A 20156-nucleotide genomic window follows, 5' to 3' on the forward strand; every position below is an offset into this window, starting at 1 on the left:
CGAAAGGTCTGCGCATGACGCAGCCCACAGCCCATCATGTCATTCACGATCACAGCGCACAGGTGTCCGACACCTGTGCGCTGACCTATGACCAGCGCCTGATGCGGCGCAAGGTGCTGACCAGCGACGCAGGCACCTCTTTTCTTGTCGATCTGGAACATACGACGTCGTTGAACGATGGCGATCTTCTGGGGTTGGACGACGGGCGATACGTCCGCGTGACGGCAGCGGCCGAACCTCTTTACCGTGTGGCGGGTGATCTGGCGCGGCTGGCCTGGCACATCGGGAATCGTCACATGCCCTGCCAGTTCGCGGGCGATCACCTTCTGATCCTACGCGATCCCGTGATCGGTCACATGCTGAAGGATCATCTGGGGGCCGATGTCACCGAGGTTGATGCGCCCTTCGTTCCGGAAGGGGGTGCCTACGGACATGGCCGCACCCTGTCCCATGCCCACTGATGGCCTGCTGACCTTGATGCAATGGCTATCGCCCGGCTTTCCGCTGGGCACTTTCAGCTATTCCCACGGGCTGGAAAACGCTGTGGCCGAAGGTCGGATCAAGGACGCGAACGGGTTGCGGGACTGGTTGGTGACTGTCCTGTCCAACGGGACCGGGCGCAATGACGCGATCCTTCTGGCCGAAAGCTGGCGCGCCGACGACCCGTCCGACGTCGACGCGCTGGCGCGCGCGCTGGCCCCGTCGCGCGAACGCCTGTTGGAGACGACAGCGCAGGGTGAGGCGTTCTGCGCCACGGTGAATGCCGTCTGGGGCATGGACCTGCCGCCGTTGTGCCTGCCCATCGCGGTCGGTGCTGCGGCGCGGCAGCAGGGCATTGCGCTGGACCGGACGTTGCAGGCTTATCTGCACGCCTTTGCCGCAGGGCTGGTGTCGGCCGGGCAGCGCTGCATGGCGCTGGGCCAGACAGAGGCGCAAAAGATCGTGGCCGAGGTCGCGCCACTGTGCCTGTCGCTGGCGGAAGACGCCCTGACGCAGACGTTGGACGACCTCGGCGGCAGCGCCTTTCTGGCCGAAATCGCGGCAATGCGACACGAAACTTTGCAACCCAGGATATTCCGGTCATGACATCCCCCCACGGCCCCCTGCGTATCGGAATCGGCGGACCCGTCGGCGCGGGCAAGACGACGCTGACCGCCAAGCTGGCGATGCGGCTGAAGGATCAACTCTCGCTGGGCGTCATCACCAACGACATCTATACGCAGGAGGATGCTGAGGCGTTGATGCGCATGCAGATCCTGCCGTCCGACCGCATCATCGGCGTCGAAACCGGCGGCTGTCCACATACGGCGATCCGCGAGGATGCCAGCATCAACCTTGCCGCCGTGGCCGAGATGCGGCGACGGCACCCTGACCTTGACCTGATCCTGATCGAAAGCGGCGGTGACAACCTGTCGGCCACCTTCAGCCCTGAACTGGCCGATCTGACGATCTACGTCATCGACGTGGCGGCGGGAGAGGAGATTCCCCGCAAGGGCGGCCCTGCGATCACGCGGTCGGACATCCTCGTCATCAACAAGACCGACCTCGCCCCGCATGTCGGTGCGTCCCTCGACGTCATGGCGCGCGATGCAAAGCGGATGCGCGGCGACGGCACGGTCTGCTTTGCCGCCCTGCGCCAAGACAAGGGCATCGACCCGATCGTGGCCCGCATCGGAGCCCTTGGCGGGCTGTCGATCGTATGACATAGGACGGAACCAACCGACCCATTACAGGGTTTGCCGACGACCTCTCCAGACAGGAAACAACTCTTGGACAGCCAGATCACTGTGCGCTTGAACTATGGTGTGCCCCAGCCCTGCACTTTGTTGCTGCAGATTCGCGCCATGACCGATCCCAACCAGATCGTGACGTGGGAAAACACCGAGATTGCGGCCTATAAATCGTTTCGCGACATGCCGGCCGAAGAAGGCATTGGCAACCGGATCTGGCTGGAAACCAACGGAGACCTGATCCTGACCTATTCCGCGCAGGTCACGGTTAACCGGCAGGTCGCTCGTCTGGACAGCCTGTCGGAGACGCCGCTGTATCAGTTGAACGCACCGACAGTGAAATACCTGATGGCGTCCCGCTATTGCGCCGCCGACGGATTTACCGACTTTCTGGCCGATAATTTCGGCAACCTGACCGGCGGTGCCAAGGTCCGTGCGATGTCGAAGTGGATCACCGACAATCTGACCTACGACAATGACAGCAGCGACGGCGATACCACGGCGCAGGATACGTTCGATGCACGCCGCGGCGTGTGCCGCGACTACGCGCATCTGCTGATCGCGCTGTGTCGGTCCAGCGCCATTCCCGCGCGCATCGCCAGCGTCTACAGTGCCGACGTGACGCCGCCCGATTTTCATGCGGTGGCAGAGGTTTATCTGAACGGTGGCTGGCACTTGGTCGACCCCACCGGCATGACGACGCCCGACCGCATGATCGTCGTCGGTGTGGGCCGCGACGCGGCAGATGTCGCATTTTTAACCGCTTTCGGCGCGGCAACGCTGAATGAGCAGTCGGTTTCAGTCGTCGCAAGTTGACCTTTTCGCGGAACCTGCCTGAATAATTTGCAGAACCCGGGGAAAGCGTTAGCTTCAGAACCATGAACACAAAACCAGAGCACTTCGACGAAATGCGGGTGGGCGACGATCAGGTCCGCCCCCCCTATGCCAGCTACAAGACGTGGTTCGACGATCAGGAACCGGGACGCCTGACACGCAAGTCGAAAGAGGCAGAGGCCTTCTTTCGCCGCACCGGGATTACGTTCAACGTCTACGGACAAGTCGCGGCTGAGGAACGGCTCATTCCCTTCGACCTTGTGCCGCGCATCATCGCGGCGCGTGAATGGTCGAAGCTGTCGCGCGGGATCGAACAGCGGGTCCGGGCGATCAACGCCTTTCTGCATGACATCTACAACCGTCAGGAAATCCTGCGCGCCGGGCGCATCCCCATCGACCTGATCGCAAGAAACGAGGCGTTCTTGCCGCAGATGATGGGCTTTTCTCCGCCCGGCGGTGTCTATACCCACATCGTCGGCACCGATATCGTCCGCACCGGCGAGGACGATTTCTTCGTGCTGGAAGACAACGCCCGCACCCCGTCCGGCGTCAGCTACATGCTCGAAAATCGCGAAACGATGTTGCAGATGTTTCCGGAACTGTTCAGCCGAATCAAGGTGCAGCCGGTCTCGGATTACCCCAAGAACCTGCGCCGGTCGCTGGCGGCGTGCGCACCGAAGTCCTGCGGCGGCAAGCCGGTGGTCGCGGTGCTGACGCCAGGTATCTACAATTCGGCCTACTACGAACATTCGTTTCTGGCCGATCAGATGGGCGCGGAACTGGTCGAGGGCCACGATCTGCGCGTGGTGGACGGTCATATCGCCATGCGCACGACGCGTGGCTACAAACGGATCGACGTGCTGTATCGCCGGGTCGATGATGAATTCCTCGATCCGCTGACGTTCAACCCGAAATCGATGCTGGGCGTGCCCGGCATCATGGATGTCTACCGTGCAGGAAACATCACCATCGCCAACGCACCCGGCACAGGTGTCGCCGACGACAAGGCGATCTACAGCTACATGCCTGATATCGTGGAATTCTACACCGGCGAGAAGGCGATCCTGAAGAACGTCGAAACACACCGCTGCGGCGAGGCGGACAGCCTGAAATACGTCCTCGACAACCTCGCCGATCTTGTCGTGAAAGAGGTGCATGGATCGGGCGGCTATGGCATGCTGGTCGGCCCCGCCGCCAGCAAGAAGGAGCTGGCGGATTTCGCTGACAAGCTGCGCGCGCGGCCCGCCAACTACATCGCGCAGCCCACCCTGTCGCTGTCCACCGTGCCGATCATGGTGAAGAAGGGGCTTGCCCCGCGTCACGTCGATCTGCGCCCCTATGTGCTGGTCAGCCCGGACGGAATCAACATCACGCCCGGCGGGCTGACGCGCGTGGCGCTGATCGAAGGATCGCTTGTCGTGAACTCCAGCCAGGGAGGCGGCACCAAGGATACCTGGGTGCTGGAGGAATAGACGATGCTTGGAAAAACCGCTGGCGGCCTTTTCTGGATGTTCCGCTTTCTCGAACGTGCCGAGAATACCGCCCGGCTGGTCGAAGCCGGTTTCCGCATTGCGTTGACGCGGTCCACGGATTCCAGCAGTGAATGGGAATCCGTCGTGACGACAGCAGGTGTGGCTGAACCGTTCACCGCAAAATACGACGGCTTCACCTCGGGTGACGTCATCGACTACCTCCTGCGGGACAAGGACAATCCGTCGTCCGTCTACTCGGTCACGAAGTCCGCGCGCGACAACGCGCGCCTTGTCCGCACCGCGTTGACGGCCGAGGTCTGGACCGCCGTGAACGACAACTGGATGACGATGCAGGACCTGCTGAAGAAGCCGGTCAAGGAAACCGATCTGCCACGCGTGCTGGACATCATCCGTCAGCAGTCGGCCATCGTGCGCGGCGCGCTGCACGGCACGATGCTGCGCAACGACATCTACGATTTCTCGCGCATCGGCACTTTCATTGAACGCGCGGACAACACGGCGCGGATCATCGACGTGAAGTATTACACGCTGCTGCCGTCCAGCAGCTTTGTCGGATCATCGCTGGACAACGTGCAGTGGGAAACCATCCTGCGGTCCGTCTCGGCGCACCGCGCGTTCCGCTGGCTGGACGAGGAAGACATGACCGCGTCCAGCGTGGCGCGTTTCCTGATTCTGGACCGGCGCCTGCCGCGGTCGTTGGTCTTCTCGATGGCCAATACGGTTGAAAATCTGGGGTATCTGGCCGAGGATTACGGCGAGCGCCATGCTTGCCACGACCATGCCGAGCAGATGCTGAAGGGTCTGCGGCAACGCGACATCGCCTCGATCTTCGAAGAAGGGCTGCACGAATTCATCACCGGCTTCATCAACGACAACAATGCGCTGGGTCTGCTGATCGAGCGGGACTACAAATTCTACGGCTAGGAAAACCCATTGGATCTGCAGATTTCCCACACGACACGTTATGACTATGACCAGCCGGTCGGCTATGCCCTGCAACGGCTGCACCTGCGCCCGCAGACCAGCGTGATGCAGACGGTGCTGGACTGGACCGTCACGGTCGAGGGCGGCAAGGTGGAGCTGACTTGCGACGATCACAACGGCAACATTATGGACCTCGTGAATACCGCGCGGGGGTCGGTCGATCTGATCGTGACCGCAAGCGGCACCATCCGGACGCATGACCGCGCCGGCGTTCTGGGCAAGGTCTATGGCGCGGCACCGTTGTGGTATTTCCAGCAGGAAACCTCGCTGACACGTCCCAGCCGCGAGATCCGGACGCTGGCCAAGCCGTTGAAAGGGGCCAGCGATCCGCTTGCGGCGCTGCATGCGCTGTCGGCGCAGATCCTGATCGCCGTGCCCTATGCCACCGGGCGGACCTATACCGACACCACTGCAGAAGAGGCGTTGGCCGGCGGTGTCGGTGTCTGTCAGGATCACGCCCATATCATGATTGCCGCCGCGCGGGTGGCGGGTTTCCCTGCCCGCTATGTATCGGGTTATCTGATGCTGGACGACCGTATCGATCAGGACGCCAGCCACGCTTGGGCCGAGGTGCATCTGCCGACGCTGGGCTGGGTCGGCTTCGATGTGTCCAACGGGATTAGCCCCGACCAACGCTATGCCCGCCTTGCCATCGGCTGCGATGCAAGCGAGGCCGCCCCGATCAAGGGGTTGCGGATGGGGCCGGGGGACGAATCGCTGATTGTCACGCTGCAAGTGCAGCAGTAGAAGCGACCTGACCTAGATCAGAGAAATCCCATGACCTATTGCGTTGGCCTGCGTCTGAACCGTGGCCTTGTCTTCATGTCCGACACCCGCACGAACGCCGGGGTCGACAACTTTTCGATGACCCGCAAGATGTTCACATGGGAGGCACCGGGCGAGCGTGTCATCACGCTCATGACCGCCGGCAACCTTGCGACGACGCAATCGCTGATTTCCCTGCTGGAGGAACGATCGAAGTCCGCCGCCGACCGCGATCCCAGCATCATGCGCGAACCGACGATGTTCCAGGTCGCCCGTCTGGTGGGTGCGACCTTGCAAGAAGTGATCGCCTATTCGTCGCCACTGGGCGACACGTCGGGTCAGCACTTCCGCGCGACCGTCATCGTCGGCGGCCAGATAAAGGGCGGCGTGCCAACCGTTTTCATGGTCTATCCCGAAGGCAACTTTGTCGAGGTGACCGAGGAAACCCCATTCTTTCAGATTGGAGAGACGAAATACGGCAAACCGATCCTGGTGCGCGCCTACGACGCGGAAATGTCGTTCGAAGATACGGTCAAGCTGCTGCTGGTGTCCTTCGATTCGACGGTGAAATCGAACCTGTCCGTGGGTCTGCCCTTCGATATCATGCTGTATGAAAAGGACAGTTTCGAGATCCACAAGCGCACGCGGGTCGAGGCGGACGACCCGGTCTATCACCAGATTTCATCCGGATGGGGCAATGCCCTGCGCGAAGCGTTCGTGTCCCTGCCGACCTACAAACTCTAGCGGTCGAGCCACAGCTTTACCGTCGCGGCCATCGACCGGGCAAGCGCCTGCCGCGAGGTCGCGCGCAGCCGCTCGTTCAGGTCAAGCAGCTTGTCGATCTCTGCCACGATGCTGCGACCTGTATCCTGCGCCTTTTCCGGCCGCGTTTCACGGTCGATGACGAATTGTGCGCCCACCACGTAGACAAGTCGGTCGTCACGATCCTTCAGTGGCTCGATGATGACGAGGTTGTTGAACGCGCTGCCGTCCGCACGGCAGTTGCGGAACACGATCTGCGCCGATGCGCCGCGTGCAAGCGCCTTGCGCATCTGCGCCCGCGCATCTTCGTTGTCGAGATCGCTTTGCAGGAACCGGCAGTTCCGACCTAGCACTTCGTCTGCCGCGTAACCCGTGATCTGGTTGAACGCCGGGTTGACATAGCACAAAGGCATGTCCGGTTGCTGGGCGTCGGCAATGCTGATGGCCGTATTGGAGGTGTCGAGGCGATGTGCGACCTCGACCATGTTCAGTTGCGGCATGACTTCTTCCTGTGACACTGGACCAGCGGGACTGGCGCTATATGTAGGTGATCTAATAACGATCTGATGCCGGAACCAGACATGCCGCCGATCACAGCACGTGAAACCGCCGATGAAACAAGTCCGATCATCGTCGGCATCGGGGCGTCGGCAGGCGGGTTGGAAGCGATCCAAAGCCTGATGGACCAGCTTCCCGGCAATCACAATCTGGCCATCGTGATCGTGCAACATCTGGACCCGCACCATGACAGCCTGATGCAGGAATTGCTGGACCGGCGCACCTCCAGCCCGGTGCTGACGGCCTATGACGGGTGTCCCGTCACCGAAGGTCACGTCTATCTGATTGCGCCGGGTGAAATCCTGACGATCCGCGACAATCACTTTCACACCGAAAGGTTTTCGGAACCCCGCGGCGTGCGGCGACCCATCAACGACTTTCTGTCGTCGCTCGCCCGTCATTCGGGCCTGAATGCCGTCGGCGTCATCCTGTCGGGGACAGGCAGTGACGGCAGCACCGGTGTGTCCGACATCAAGAACAATGGCGGCCTCGTGTTGGTGCAAAGTCCGGACGAGGCCAAATATGACGGCATGCCCCGCGCGGCCATCGCGACCGGGGCCTGCGACCTTGTCCTGCCCGCCCGCGAAATTGTGCCCGTGCTGGAAGAATTCTTTGACCGCATCCACAATCTGGCGTCCGACGGCATGACCGACAGCGAATTCGTGCAGCGCGTGATGCGTCACCTTCGCAACCGGGTCGGCCACGATTTTTCGGAATACAAACCCGGAACGTTGCTGCGCCGGATTGCCGTGCGTATGTCCATTCTGGGCAAGGAACGTGCGGCTGACTACCTGCGGCACCTGATCGATCACCCGCAAGAGGCCGAGTTGCTGCTGAACAGCATCCTGATCAACGTCACCAGCTTTTTCCGCGATGACGACGTGTTCCGCGAACTGCGCGACGTCATCTTGCCCGAGATGATCGAAAAAGCCGGCGATGACGGCGACCTGCGAATCTGGATTGCCGGCTGTGCCACGGGTGAAGAGGTCTACAGCTACGCCATCATCGTCAGAGAGGCGATGGAACGGCTGAACGTCTGGCCGGGCGTCGCGATCTTCGGGACGGATATCGACGATGCCGCCCTGCGTGTCGCCCGGGCCGGTCACTATCCGGATGCGATTGCCGACCGGCTGCCACAGGACCTGCTGCACAAATACTTTCGCAGCAGCGCAGACGGTTACCGGGTCAATGAATCGCTGCGCAACCTGGTCCGGTTCTCCAACCAGAACCTGATCAAGGACCCGCCATTTTCGCAAATCGACCTGCTGTCCTGCCGCAACGTGCTGATCTATTTCGAAAACACGCTTCAGGATTCTGTGGTGCGGACGTTTCACTACAGCCTGCGCGAAAACGGCGTTCTGGTGCTGGGCAGCAGCGAGACGATCACGCGGACCCCCGACCTGTTCGCCGACATGTCGCGCGGGCACCGGATGTTCCGCCGCCTGCCCGGACCGCCCGCGCGGCTGGACCTGCGTGCGTCCGACAGGCTTTTCGACGTCGCGGCGCGATCCTCGGCACCGACCGACGTGCGGCCGCTGGAACAGCAACCCTGCACGGCCGAGATCATGGATCATTTCGCGCCGCCCTACATGGTGCTGTCGTCGCAGGGGGATCTGGTCTACGCCTCGAACCGCGCCACCGCCTACCTGCGCGTCAGTGCCGGTCGCCCGCAACTGTCCGTCCTGCATCTGATCCGGCCTGAATTGCAGACCGCACTGGGTCGGCTGCTGCGGCTGGGACAGAAACAGGGCGAAAATCAGATTATCACCTTCGACGGCACGATCGATTCCGAGCCGCGCCAGATCAGGATCACGGGCCGCCAGACCGCGACCCGGCAGACATTGGTGGTGTTCGAAGACCTTGCCGTCGATGGCACTGCACATCATCCGCAAGGCCAGACCGTCGGCGAAGACGATCAGCACTATCTGAGAGAGCTCGAGGTCGAACTCGACGCGGCGCGCAACAGGCTGAGCAATGCGATAGAAGAACTGGAAACCTCGAACGAGGAGCTGAAAAGCTCCAACGAGGAAATGATGTCGATGAACGAGGAGTTGCAGTCGGCGAACGAGGAACTGACGACGACGAACGATGAGTTGAACGCCAAGATCGGCGAAATTCGTGACGCGCATGCCGACATGACCAACTTTATCGCCAGCGCCAAGATCAGCACGATCTTTCTGGACGAAGATCTGCGTCTGCGGCGCTTCACACCCGAAGCGCGCAATCAATTTCGCTTCGTTTTCGCCGATATCGGCCGTCCGCTGGACGATATCGGGTCCGACCTCGACGTGGCGCAGATCCTCGAAGATTGCCGCGACGTGATGGTGCGAGAAGAGATGCTGGAGCCGGAATACGAAAGCAGGACCGGCGACAGTTTCCGCGCGCGCATCGTGCCCTTCCAATCCGAACGGGCACTGCATGGCGGGGTCGTGATCTCCTTGTTCAACGTGACCGAATTGCGTCGTCTTGCCGAAGAAGCCGAACAGCAGAAGATCATCTCGAACCAGCGACTGGCCGAGATCGAGGATCTATATGACGTCAGCCCACAGGCGATGGGCATGTTGAGCCGTGACCTGACCTACCTGCGCGCCAATCGCAGACTTGCCAAGATCGCAGGGCTGGATGTTGCCGATCTGCTTGGAAAGTCGTTAGGCACCCTGTCCCCCGGGCTGCGCGACAGGATGGAAGCGCTTGCCCGCGAAGTCCTGCAGAACAAGGTGCGCATCGAAGGAAAGCAATTGCGCGGCACGACCGCCGACGAACCGGACGTCGAAAAGATCTGGGAAACCGACTGGTACCCCGTCTTTCACGACGGTGGGTTGACAGGAGTCGGCGTGAACGTGCGTGAAATCACCGAACAGATGCAGTTGCAGTTTGAATTGCGCCGTATCATGCAAGAGCTTCAGCATCGCGTGAAGAACATGCTGGCCAATGTGCTGGCGCTTGTGTCGCGGGCCAGTCGCGATGCGACCGTCGATCGTGACGTGTTCAGGGCCTTGGCGCAGCGCATTCAGGCTTTGGCGCAGACCCACAAGCTGCTGACCCAGTCGAACTGGGCGTCAGCCAGCCTGAGCCGGATTCTGGAACCGGAACTGACAGCCGTCTATGGTGCCGACCGGATCGACCTGAAAGGGCCTGAAATCGTGGTCAACGCCCGTGCGGCCCTGTCGCTGGGCATGGCGATTCACGAACTGGCGACCAATGCGGCAAAGTATGGGGCATTCTCTGTGCCACATGGCAAGATCACCTTGACGTGGCTCCGCCAAGACGATGGCGAATCCGATGTCTATATCTTCACTTGGGCCGAGACCGGCGGGCCTGCGCCACAGGACGGGACCGATGACGGATTCGGCACGCAATTGATCCGGTCGACCATCACCGGCAGCCTGGATGGCAATGTCGCATTCTTTTGGGAACCAACCGGGCTGCGCTGCGTTCTCAAGATACCCGTAAATTCGCTGATCGAGATCCCGCATGAATCATTGTTCAATTCCCTCGAAATCTAGACTGCTCTATGTCGAAGACGAGGTGATTGTAGCGCTCGATGTTTCCGAAGGGCTTCGACATGAACTCGGTTTCGACGTGCACATGGCGCACAACCTGACCGCCGCCATGGCCAAGTGTGAAGGTGTCGAATTCGATTTCGCACTTCTCGACATGAACCTCGGGAATGGCGAAAACAGCTTGGCCCTTGGGTTGATGCTGGCAGAGCGTGGGACCCACGTGGTCTTTGCATCCGGCTACAACCGCAACGAGATCGCCAAGATCGAGGCCTTTCAGCTGATTGAAAAGCCCTTCCAATTGGCCGACATCGCGGCCGCTTTTGCGGCCGAGACGTCAGCCAAGTAGCGTCAGACCGTGACCCAGGCAGCATTGTCCGCCGATGACCGCACGCAGGCGTCGACGAAGATGACGCCGGCAAGCCCGTCCCGGATCGTCGGATAGACCGCATCGGATGTGCGACCCGCGCGCGTAGCCTCGATCGCATCGGCCGCGGCCTGATAGATGTTCGCGAACCCTTCCAGATAACCCTCGGGGTGACCGCCGGGAATCCGCACGCCATCGGTGGCACCGGAGGCCCCATTGCGCGTCAGGATGCGCGTGGGTTGTCCCAGTGGGGTATATGCCATGACGTTGGGGTTCTCCTGACCCCACGACAGCCCGCCCTTGTCGCCATAGACGCGCAGGGTCAGGCCATTCTCGTTGCCGGGGGCAACCTGCGAGCACCACAGCATCCCCCGCGCGCCGCCTTTGAAGCGCAGCAGCACATGGCCGTTGTCGTCGACCCTGCGACCGGGAACAAAGGATTGCAGGTCGGCGGCAAGGCTTTCCAGTTCAAGGCCGGTCACGAAGCACGCCAGGTTATAGGCATGGGTGCCAATGTCACCGGTCGAACCGCCGGCCCCCGACCGCGCCGGGTCGGTGCGCCAGTCGGCCTGCTTGTTGTCGGCGTCCGGTGCCTCCGTCAGCCAGTCCTGCGCATATTCGACCTGCACCACGCGGATTGTCCCAAGGTCGCCGTTCGCGACCATCTTTCGAGCATGCCGCATCAGGGGATAGCCGGTATAGTTGTGGGTCAGCACGAATAGGGCTTTGGCGTCCTCCGCCACCTTCGTCAGGTCGCGCGCCTCCTCCAGCGTGGCGGTCAGGGGCTTGTCGCAGATCACGTGGATACCGCGCGACAGGAAGGCCTTGGCGGGGCCCGCGTGCATGTGGTTCGGCGTCACGATCGCGACCGCCTCAATCCCGTCTTCGCGGGCAGCCTCTGCTTCGGCCATGGCTTCGAAATCGGCATAGATACGGTCTTCGGCGAGGCCGAGTTCGACCCCCGATTCCCGCGATTTCTCCGGGGTGGAGGACAAGGCCCCCGCCACCAATTCATAGCGGTCATCCAGCCGCGACGCATAGCGATGCACCGCCCCGATGAAGGCACCCTTGCCACCGCCCACCATGCCCAATCTGATCCGTGTCATTCTGTAATATCCTTCATCTGGCCCGATAAACTCCGGGGTCCGGGGCTGGCCCCGGTCCCACAGTGCCCGTCATCTATATCCCCAGCATCCTGCGGTTCATGGCATCATCGGTTCTACCCGATGCAAAATCGTCGAACGAGTGCGGCGTCACGCGGATGATGTGGTCGCGCACGAACTGCGCACCCTCGCGGGCCCCATCCTCGGGATGCTTCAGCGCACATTCCCATTCCACCACGGCCCAGCCGTCGAAATCGTTGGCCGCCATCTTGGAAAATACCGCACCGAAATCGACCTGACCATCGCCCAGCGACCGGAAACGCCCCACGCGTTTCACCCAACTTTGAAACCCGCCATAGACGCCCTGCCGGCCGGTCGGATTGAACTCCGCGTCCTTGACGTGGAACATGCCGATCACGTCCTTGTAGATGTCGATGTTGTCCAGATAATCCAGACACTGCAGGACGTAGTGCGACGGATCGTAAAGCATCTTGGCGCGCGTATGATTGCCGGTCCGCTCCAGGAACATCTCGAAGGTCACACCGTCGTGCAGGTCTTCGCCGGGGTGGATTTCATAGCACAGGTCGATGCCCTTGCTGTCCGCATGATCCAGGATCGGCCGCCAGCGTTTCGCCAACTCGTCGAAGGCCGCCTCCACCAGGCCGGCGGGTCGCTGCGGCCAGGGATAGACATAAGGCCAGGCCAACGCGCCGGAAAACGTCGCCTGCGCCGTCAGGCCAAGCATGGCAGAGGCGTCGATCGCTTTCCTGACCTGGTCAACGGCCCATTCCTGCCGTGCCTTGGGATCGCCGTGCACGGATTTGTCGGCAAAGCCGTCAAAAGCCAGGTCATAGGCCGGATGCACCGCCACCAGCTGCCCTTGCAAGTGCGTGGACAGTTCGGTCACTTCGATGCCGTTGTCGGCGGCCTGCCCTTTCCATTCGTCGCAATAGGTCTGGCTGGTCGCCGCCTTGTCGAGGTCGATCAGCCGCGCATCCCAGCTTGGCACCTGCACCCCGTCGTATCCAACGGATTTCGCCCATTTCGTGATGCTGTCCCAGCTGTTGAACGGGGCATCATCCCCTGCGAACTGCGCCAGAAACAGCGCGGGTCCCTTGATGGTCTTCATGACGTGTCCTCTCTTAAACGTAGCGATTCACGATGTTTTCCAGCTTTTCCTGCTGGCCCGACACGGGCTGCGGGTCCAGCCCTTCGGCACGGGCTGCGATCCCCTCGAGGGTGGCACCCTCGTCCAGATAGTCAACCTGATCCCACTTGGCATAGCGGGCGCGGCGCGGTGCCTCCAGCGCGTCGTCCTCCAGCATTTTTGCGGCCGCCTTGAGACCCCGGGCGCAGATGTCCATGCCGCCGATGTGCGCGGCGATCAGGTCTTCGGCATCCAGCGACTGGCGCCGCAGCTTGGAATCGAAGTTGGTGCCGCCCGTCGTGAAACCGCCGGCCTTCAGCACTTCGTAATAGGCCAGCGCCGCCTCTGGCGTGTTGTTGGGAAACTGGTCGGTGTCCCAGCCGGATTGATAATCGTTGCGGTTCATGTCGATGCTGCCGAACAGGCCCAGCGTGCGGGCCATCGCCAGTTCATGCTCGAATGAATGGCCCGCCAGAATGGCGTGGCCCTGTTCGACGTTGACCTTCACCTCATTTTCCAGCCCGAACCGTTTCAAAAAGCCATAGACCGTGGCGACGTCGTAATCGTATTGATGCTTCGTCGGCTCCTGCGGCTTCGGTTCGATCAGGATCGCGCCCTTGAAGCCGATCTTGTGCTTGTATTCGACGACCATCTGCAGGAACCGGCCCATCTGCTGCAATTCGCGGTCGAGGTCGGTATTCAGCAGCGTCTCATACCCTTCACGGCCACCCCACAGCACGTAGTTTTCGCCGTTCAGCCTGTGCGTGACGTCCATGCAGGCTTTCACCGTGGCCGCACAATAGGCGAACACATCGGGGTCCGGGTTCGTGGACGCACCGCTCATGTAGCGGCGGTTGGAGAACATGTTGGCCGTTCCCCACAGCAACTTGGGTCCGCCGTCGGCCATCTTCGTCTCGAAGTAATCAGCGATCCCGTTCAGGCGGTCTCGGCTTTCGGACAGGGTGGCACCCTCAGGCCGCACGTCATGGTCATGGAAGCAGAAATAGGGCGTGCCGAGGATGCGGAACATCTCGAAAGCCGCATCGGCGCGGCTCTTGGCCAGGTCCATCGTGTCGGCGGGGAACCAGGGGCGCTGGAACGTCTGACCGCCGAAGGGGTCGCCGCCTTCCCACACGAAGCTGTGCCAGTAGGCCACGGCAAAGCGCAGATGGTCTTCCATCCGCTTGCCCATGATGACCTCATCCGGATTGTAATGTCGGAAGGCCAGCGGGTTGGTGCTGCCTTCGCCTTCGTATTTCGCGGGGGCGATGCCTTTGAAGAATTCGGTCATTGGACATTCTCTTTGATGAAGATGTTGAGGGGGATATCGCCGCGATCGGGCGTGACGGTCTGCCCGTCCGCCAGATCGCGCATGATCGTCATGGCCCGCGTGATGGCGCGGGCCGGGTCCTGGTCAATCACCAGATCGAACAGGTTGTCCCGCAGGCCGGTGCGGGTCGTATCGGTCAACTCGTGTAGGATCGTGACGGGACGAAATACTGAATTGGTCTGTCCCATCGCCGATAGAAGCCCGGCATTGCCTGCGCCGATGGCGTAGATGCCCATCAAGGGCGCGTCCGCCATCGCTTGCGCCGCCAGCGCGGCGATGCGTTTCGGATCGTCGAAGCCTTCAACGACGGGCAACAGACTAAGGCCGGGAAACTCCGCCGCCAGCACCTGCCGGAAACCCAGCAGACGTTGCGCATGATCCCGTGCAGCCAGCGAACCGGCGATCACCAGCACCGCGCCGGTCGGGTTGCGCATGAAGCGCCCCATGAAACTGCCGGCGATGCGGCCTCCGACCTCGTTGTCAGGTCCGACATAGACGTCGCGGCTGCCGACGGCCACGTCGGACACAAGCGACAGGATACGCACGCCAGCGGCACGCAGTCGCGCCAGTTCGGCGCGAACGGGGGCCACGTCGGATACCATGACGGCCGCGCAATCGGTCTGGTCCGGATCGATCCGCCGCAACGCCGCGACCTGTGCCGCCGGATCGAAGGTCTTTGAGGACCGCACATCAACCGTGATGCGATCCTTGCGCATCCGCAGCGATTCAACGGTAATGGCGGCCGTCAGGTTCTGCACGAATGCGGATTGCCCGGCGGGCAGCAGGAACGTGAAACGGTAACCCCGCCCACGCGACAGGTTGGCGGCAAACTGGTCCCGGACATACCCCGTCTTGTCGACAGCGCGATGAACCTTTTCAAGCGATTTAGCCGCCACGCCGCCGCGATTGTTCAGCACGCGGTCCACTGTCGCAAGGCTTACGCGCGCTTCACGCGCCACATCGTGGATCGTTGGCCGGTTCATCGCGTTCTCCCTGCCGCCTGCATAACGGTAGGAAATGAGGAACGTCAATCATTTTTCCCGTGTCAGCGACATCGGCGCGTAGGAGAACGCGGAGAACCGCGCTTCTGCTGCCTGTCCCGACGTGTCGAAAGCCATCATGCCGACAAACGCCCCGGTGAATGACGCATGCTCGCCCTGCGCCCCCTCGTCAGAGACGTGATAAGCCTCTCGCGCAGAGCCGAGCGGTTGCCGACCGCGCCCAGCGTTCCAGAAGAATTGCTGGGTCGCACCTCGCACCTCGACCGATAGCGTGATCGGTCCGTCGGGAACCGGGACAGGTGTGATCGGATGATCCAGATGCCCGGCAGGCCAGTCACCGTTGCATGAGATCAGGGTCAGGCACCGCTGACCGTTTTCATACGTCAGGAAAGCCCCGTGGAACTTGTGCCGGTTGTAATAGGTGATAAAGCCGGCCCCCTGCTGATAGGTCGCAGGTGCGAAATCCAGCGTCGTCGCAGCGTCGTAGGCCGCATCCTCTTGCCTGCGCGCGACAAGGGATTGTTCGAACCAGCTTCCGATGCTTTCGCGGCCGGTCAGGATCAGTTGACCGCCTTCGACGCGAAACAGGCGGTCGGGATAGGGCGTGCGCAGCCATTGGAATTCATCCGGAAGGCGGTCGAAGCGGTCATGCACGACCGGTGCCCGCGGGGCCTGCACGGCATCGGTTTCGACCATCTCTGGCGGCAGCAGCCCGCCACCTTCAAGATACAGCCAGTCATCGCGCCACACGACGCGGGCGATCCCCGTCTCGCGCCCGGTGGCACAGAACGGCTTGCCGTCGTGCATCAGCGGGCGACCCATCAGGTAGGTGTGCCAACCGGTGCCGTCAGGGCCTTCGACATACTGGCCGTGTCCGGTGCGCTGGACGGGGTGGTCGGTGACCCCTTTGGTGGACATGACGTGCTTGTCGGGGTGGTCCTCATACGGCCCTTCAATCTGCCGCGCCCGCGCCAGCGTGACGGCATGATCGTATCCCGTACCACCCTCGGCGGTCGTCAGGTAATACCAGCCGTTCCGTCTGAAAAGATGCGGTGCCTCGGTCAGGCCGCGGTCGGTGCCGGAGTATATGTTGGTGACGGGGCCGAACAGCCCACGGTCCGGCGACCATTCCTGCAACAGGATGCCGTCGAAACGGTCGTTCGCCGGGTTCACGCCGGACCCTTTCTGGCGGTGGTTCCACTGCATGTTCAAGAACCACTTGCGGCCGTCGTCGTCATGGAACAGCGACGGATCGAAACCGCTGAAATTCACGTACCAGGGATCGGTCCAGTCACCGTCGATTGTCTCGCAGGTGGTGATGTAGTTATGGGCGTCTTTCCAGTCGCCCTCCAGCCGCTTCATGTCCGTGTAGACCAGCCAGAACTTGCCGTCCGCGTGGGACAGACACGGGGCCCAGATGCCGCCGCTGTCGGGATTGCCGCGCATGTCCAGAAGCGCTGCACGATTCAGCGGGCGGGAGACAAGTGTCCAGTTGGCAAGATCGCGCGAGTGGTGAATCTGGACGCCGGGATACCATTCAAACGTCGAGGTCGCGATGTAGTAATCGTCCCCCACGCGACAGATCGAGGGATCGGCGTTGAAGCCGGGCAGGATCGGATTGCGGATCATGCGATTACTCCGGTGCGTTGTCGGACAGGCTGGATTTGGCCCAGAGGTTGATCGCCTGATCGCCCGCATGTCGGTCGATCTGCGCCAATTCGTCGGCAGTGAACTCGAGGTTGCCGCAAGCGCCGGCACAATCGACGATCTGTTCTGGCCGGCTCGCGCCGATCAGCGCGGTGGTAATGCCGCCGTCGCGCAGCACCCAGGCAATCGCCATCTGCGCCAGCGTCTGCCCACGCGCTTGCGCGATGTCGTTCAGGGCGCGGATGCTGGCGATGGCGTCGTCGGTGATCAGGCTCTGGCTCAGGGATTTACCCTGCGCCGCGCGGCTGTCGGCGGGAATGCCGTCCAGGTATTTCGTCGACAGCATCCCCTGTGCCAAAGGCGTAAAAGCGATGGACCCGATGCCCAGGTCGGCCAGCGTATCCTTCAGCCCGTCGGTTTCGACCCAGCGGTTGAACATGTTGTAGCTGGGCTGATGGATCAGCATCGGCACACCCATGTCATCCAAAATGGCGACCGCTTCGCGCGTCTTTTCGGTGTTGTAGCTGGAGATGCCGGCGTAAAGCGCCTTGCCCGAATTCACGATGTCCGCCAGCGCGCCCATCGTCTCCTCCAGCGGGGTGTCGGGGTCGAAGCGGTGGGAATAGAAGATGTCGACGTAGTCGAGACCCATCCGTTTCAGCGACTGGTCACAGGACGAGATCAGATACTTGCGGCTGCCCCATTCGCCGTAAGGACCCTCCCACATGCGGTAGCCCGCCTTGGAGCTGATGATCAACTCGTCCCGATAGCCAGCGAAATCCGTGCGCAGTATCTCTCCGAACGCCTCTTCGGCGCTGCCCGCCGGCGGGCCATAGTTGTTGGCCAGATCGAAGTGCGTGATGCCGTGATCAAACGCGGTGCGGCACATCGCGCGCTTGTTCTCGTGGTTGCTGTCCCCGCCAAAGTTGTGCCACAGCCCCAGCGACACGGCGGGCAGCTTGACCCCGGACGCGCCGCAGCGGCGGTAGGTCATCCGGTCATAGCGGTCTTCGGCGGGGGTATAGGTCATGCGTCTTCCTTCAGCAGGGCGCGGGCGGCATCGGGGCCGAGAGCCGCAGGCCGTTCGCAGGTTGTCGTCATGTCGACGAACTGGCCCGTCTCGCCCGATTTCAAGATCGAGGTCATGACGTCCGTGACATGCACCGCCAGTTCCAGCCCGCAGCGATGCGGCCTGTTATCGATGATCCCGGCGGCCATGTCGGCCAGACCGGCGGTGCGATAGTTCGCACGCGGGTTCTTGCCATCAAGCTCCCAGTTGATCTTGCCGAAGGGGTGATCCCAGACCGGCACCTCGGTCACGTTGCCGGCGGCGTCCGCCTGTTCCAGCACGCCACCGAAGTGGTTCGGATCGGGCACGAACAAGGCACCCTCGGCGCCGTAAAGCTCCATGTTGGCATGGCGGTGCTTCTTCACGTCCCAGCTTACGTTCAGGGTGATCGTGGCACCGCTCTCGAACGACAGCAGGGCGTGGATCGTGGTCGCGACCTCGACCGGGATCGACTCTCCCGCGCGGGGTTGAGACGTGATCGTGCGTGACGTCTGTGCCGCACTGGAAATGGCCGCAACGCGTTTGACCGGGCCAAGCAACTGCACGAGGTTCGTGATGTAATACGGCCCCATGTCCAGTACCGGACCGCCGCCCGGCTTGAAGAAGAAGTCGGGATTAGGGTGCCACATCTCCATCCCCGGACCCATGAAATGTGCCGTCCCGGAGGTCACGGTGCCAATGCCGCCGTCGTCGATGATCTGGCGCGCCTGCTGGTGTGCGCCGCCAAGGAAGGTGTCAGGGGCGGAACCGATGCGCAGGCCCTTGGCCGCCGAAAGGTCGGCCAAGGACTTTGCCTGCTTCAAGGTCAGCACCAGCGGCTTTTCCGTATAGGCGTGCTTGCCCGCATCCAGAATGCGTTTGGTCACGTCGTAATGCGCGTCGGGGATCGTCAGGTTGACGATGATGTCGATGTCGTCAGAGGCCAGCAGGTCGCTGACAGTGCGCGCCTTCAGGCCGAATTCCTTGGCCTTTGCCAGCGCCACATCCTCGTTCATGTCGGAAATGGCGACGAAGCGGATGTTCTTGTAGGTCGGCGCCAGCGTCAGATACGCGGTCGAGATGTTGCCGCAGCCGATCAGGCCGACGTTCATGGTTGTCATGGGAAGTCTCTTCTACAGGGATTGCATGTAGGCCAGCGCGCGGCTGGCAAAGCGGTTGTCGTCGGCAGGCTTGTCATGCTCCATCACGAACAGATCGCAGCCAGCGGTCTTCAAAGCCTTGAAATGGTCGGGCCAGTCCAGCGTCCCGTGGCCAGCGTCGGCCCAACCATCCTCATCCGCATTCTCGCCCTGCGGCGCGCGGTCCTTGACGTGGGCGGCAATGATTCGGTCGCCGTATTGGGCAATCACGTCGGCCGGATCCTTGCCCGCAACAGCGGCCCAGGCGACGTCGAATTCGAACCCGACGTTGTCCTGTGCAAGGATCAGGTCGATGGGCAACTCTCCCGTGGGCAACGCCTTGAATTCGAAGTCGTGGTTGTGCCAGCCGAAGTCGAACCCTTCGTCCTGCAACGGCTGGCCCGCCGCCGAGAGACGCTTGGCGAACGCGGTCCAGCCTTCGGCATCGGTGGGACGCTGGTCGGGCATCAGAAAGGGCACGATGATCTTCTTGATGCCCAGCGCTTTTGCAATCTCCATCGTGCGGGTGGCGTCGCCGGCCACCATATCCATTGAAAAATGGCCGGATGGCATGGTCAGGCCAGTTTCGACCAGTGCCTTCTTTGTGGCGTCGAGGTCTTCGTAGACGGGGCCGTAACCTTCGACATGGGCATAGCCAAGCGCTGCCAGCATGCCGAGCGTGTCGGTCAGCGGGCCAAAGTTGCGAGAGCTGTAAAGCTGGTAGGAAAAGTCGGTCATCGGGATGTCC

19 protein-coding genes are annotated in these 20156 nt (G+C 61.9%); 10 read left to right on the plus strand and 9 right to left on the minus strand.

The window, feature by feature from the left end; genetic code table 11:
- The first annotated feature begins 14 nt into the window (after positions 1–14).
- From ACOI1H_RS04770 to ACOI1H_RS04805, 8 genes are all read left to right on the plus strand, one after another.
- Positions 15–461: an urease accessory protein UreE gene (locus ACOI1H_RS04770; protein ID WP_422435580.1), complete on the plus strand. Its 447-nt coding sequence runs from the start codon at positions 15–17 to the stop codon at positions 459–461.
- Positions 451–1086, plus strand: a complete 636-nt coding sequence (locus ACOI1H_RS04775; protein WP_422435581.1) for an urease accessory protein UreF — start codon at positions 451–453, stop codon at positions 1084–1086. The genes ACOI1H_RS04770 and ACOI1H_RS04775 overlap by 11 nt, the downstream gene beginning before the upstream one ends.
- Positions 1083–1703, plus strand: coding sequence for an urease accessory protein UreG (gene ureG, locus ACOI1H_RS04780; RefSeq protein WP_422435582.1), 621 nt, complete (start codon positions 1083–1085; stop codon positions 1701–1703). Before ACOI1H_RS04775 ends, ureG begins: the two co-directional genes overlap by 4 nt.
- A gap of 66 nt (positions 1704–1769) precedes the next feature.
- Positions 1770–2546 carry a transglutaminase-like domain-containing protein gene (locus tag ACOI1H_RS04785; protein WP_422435583.1) on the plus strand — a complete coding sequence of 259 codons (777 nt, stop codon included), beginning with the start codon at positions 1770–1772 and terminating at the stop codon, positions 2544–2546.
- A gap of 62 nt (positions 2547–2608) precedes the next feature.
- Positions 2609–4036 carry a circularly permuted type 2 ATP-grasp protein gene (locus ACOI1H_RS04790; RefSeq protein ID WP_422435584.1) on the plus strand — a complete coding sequence of 476 codons (1428 nt, stop codon included), beginning with the start codon at positions 2609–2611 and terminating at the stop codon, positions 4034–4036.
- Between the two features lie 3 nt (positions 4037–4039).
- Positions 4040–4981: an alpha-E domain-containing protein gene (locus ACOI1H_RS04795; protein WP_422435585.1), complete on the plus strand. Its 942-nt coding sequence runs from the start codon at positions 4040–4042 to the stop codon at positions 4979–4981.
- A 9-nt stretch (positions 4982–4990) separates the two neighbouring features.
- Positions 4991–5788: a transglutaminase family protein gene (locus ACOI1H_RS04800; protein WP_422435586.1), complete on the plus strand. Its 798-nt coding sequence runs from the start codon at positions 4991–4993 to the stop codon at positions 5786–5788.
- A 30-nt stretch (positions 5789–5818) separates the two neighbouring features.
- A complete protein-coding gene (locus ACOI1H_RS04805) occupies positions 5819–6550 on the plus strand; it encodes a peptidase (protein WP_422435587.1) in 732 nt (243 codons plus the stop codon).
- Here ACOI1H_RS04805 and ACOI1H_RS04810 read toward each other — a convergent pair.
- Positions 6547–7068, minus strand: coding sequence for a PAS domain-containing protein (locus ACOI1H_RS04810; protein WP_422435588.1), 522 nt, complete (start codon positions 7066–7068; stop codon positions 6547–6549). The genes ACOI1H_RS04805 and ACOI1H_RS04810 overlap by 4 nt on opposite strands.
- Positions 7069–7149: 81 nt before the next feature.
- On the opposite strand from ACOI1H_RS04810, the gene ACOI1H_RS04815 reads away from it, so the two are divergent.
- Both ACOI1H_RS04815 and ACOI1H_RS04820 read left to right on the plus strand, forming a co-directional pair.
- Positions 7150–10632, plus strand: coding sequence for a CheR family methyltransferase (locus ACOI1H_RS04815; protein WP_422435589.1), 3483 nt, complete (start codon positions 7150–7152; stop codon positions 10630–10632).
- Entirely contained in the window at positions 10601–10975 is a 375-nt protein-coding gene (locus ACOI1H_RS04820) for a response regulator (protein WP_422435590.1), read from the plus strand. The genes ACOI1H_RS04815 and ACOI1H_RS04820 overlap by 32 nt, the downstream gene beginning before the upstream one ends.
- 2 nt (positions 10976–10977) lie before the next feature.
- Here the strand turns inward: ACOI1H_RS04820 and ACOI1H_RS04825 are convergent, their stop codons facing one another.
- From ACOI1H_RS04825 to ACOI1H_RS04860, 8 genes are all read right to left on the minus strand, one after another.
- Positions 10978–12099: a Gfo/Idh/MocA family protein gene (locus ACOI1H_RS04825; protein WP_422435591.1), complete on the minus strand. Its 1122-nt coding sequence runs from the start codon at positions 12097–12099 to the stop codon at positions 10978–10980.
- Positions 12100–12172: 73 nt separating this feature from the next.
- A complete protein-coding gene (locus ACOI1H_RS04830; protein WP_422435592.1) occupies positions 12173–13225 on the minus strand; it encodes a sugar phosphate isomerase/epimerase family protein in 1053 nt (350 codons plus the stop codon).
- A gap of 13 nt (positions 13226–13238) precedes the next feature.
- Positions 13239–14534, minus strand: coding sequence for a xylose isomerase (gene xylA / locus ACOI1H_RS04835; RefSeq protein WP_422435593.1), 1296 nt, complete (start codon positions 14532–14534; stop codon positions 13239–13241).
- Positions 14531–15556, minus strand: a complete 1026-nt coding sequence (locus ACOI1H_RS04840) for a LacI family DNA-binding transcriptional regulator (protein WP_422435594.1) — start codon at positions 15554–15556, stop codon at positions 14531–14533. The genes xylA and ACOI1H_RS04840 overlap by 4 nt, the downstream gene beginning before the upstream one ends.
- 48 nt (positions 15557–15604) lie before the next feature.
- Positions 15605–17203 carry a glycoside hydrolase family 43 protein gene (locus ACOI1H_RS04845; RefSeq protein WP_422435595.1) on the minus strand — a complete coding sequence of 533 codons (1599 nt, stop codon included), beginning with the start codon at positions 17201–17203 and terminating at the stop codon, positions 15605–15607.
- Positions 17204–17207: 4 nt separating this feature from the next.
- Positions 17208–18251, minus strand: coding sequence for an L-glyceraldehyde 3-phosphate reductase (mgrA, locus tag ACOI1H_RS04850; RefSeq protein WP_422435596.1), 1044 nt, complete (start codon positions 18249–18251; stop codon positions 17208–17210).
- Positions 18248–19390 (minus strand): Gfo/Idh/MocA family protein, encoded by a 1143-nt coding sequence (locus tag ACOI1H_RS04855; protein WP_422435597.1) that lies wholly within the window; start codon positions 19388–19390, stop codon positions 18248–18250. The genes mgrA and ACOI1H_RS04855 overlap by 4 nt, the downstream gene beginning before the upstream one ends.
- 12 nt (positions 19391–19402) lie before the next feature.
- Positions 19403–20146, minus strand: a complete 744-nt coding sequence (locus tag ACOI1H_RS04860) for a sugar phosphate isomerase/epimerase family protein (protein ID WP_422435598.1) — start codon at positions 20144–20146, stop codon at positions 19403–19405.
- Positions 20147–20156: the final 10 nt, after the last annotated feature.

The organism is Loktanella sp. DJP18, from assembly GCF_049310965.1.
In the GTDB taxonomy this organism is placed as follows: Bacteria; Pseudomonadota; Alphaproteobacteria; order Rhodobacterales; family Rhodobacteraceae; genus Loktanella.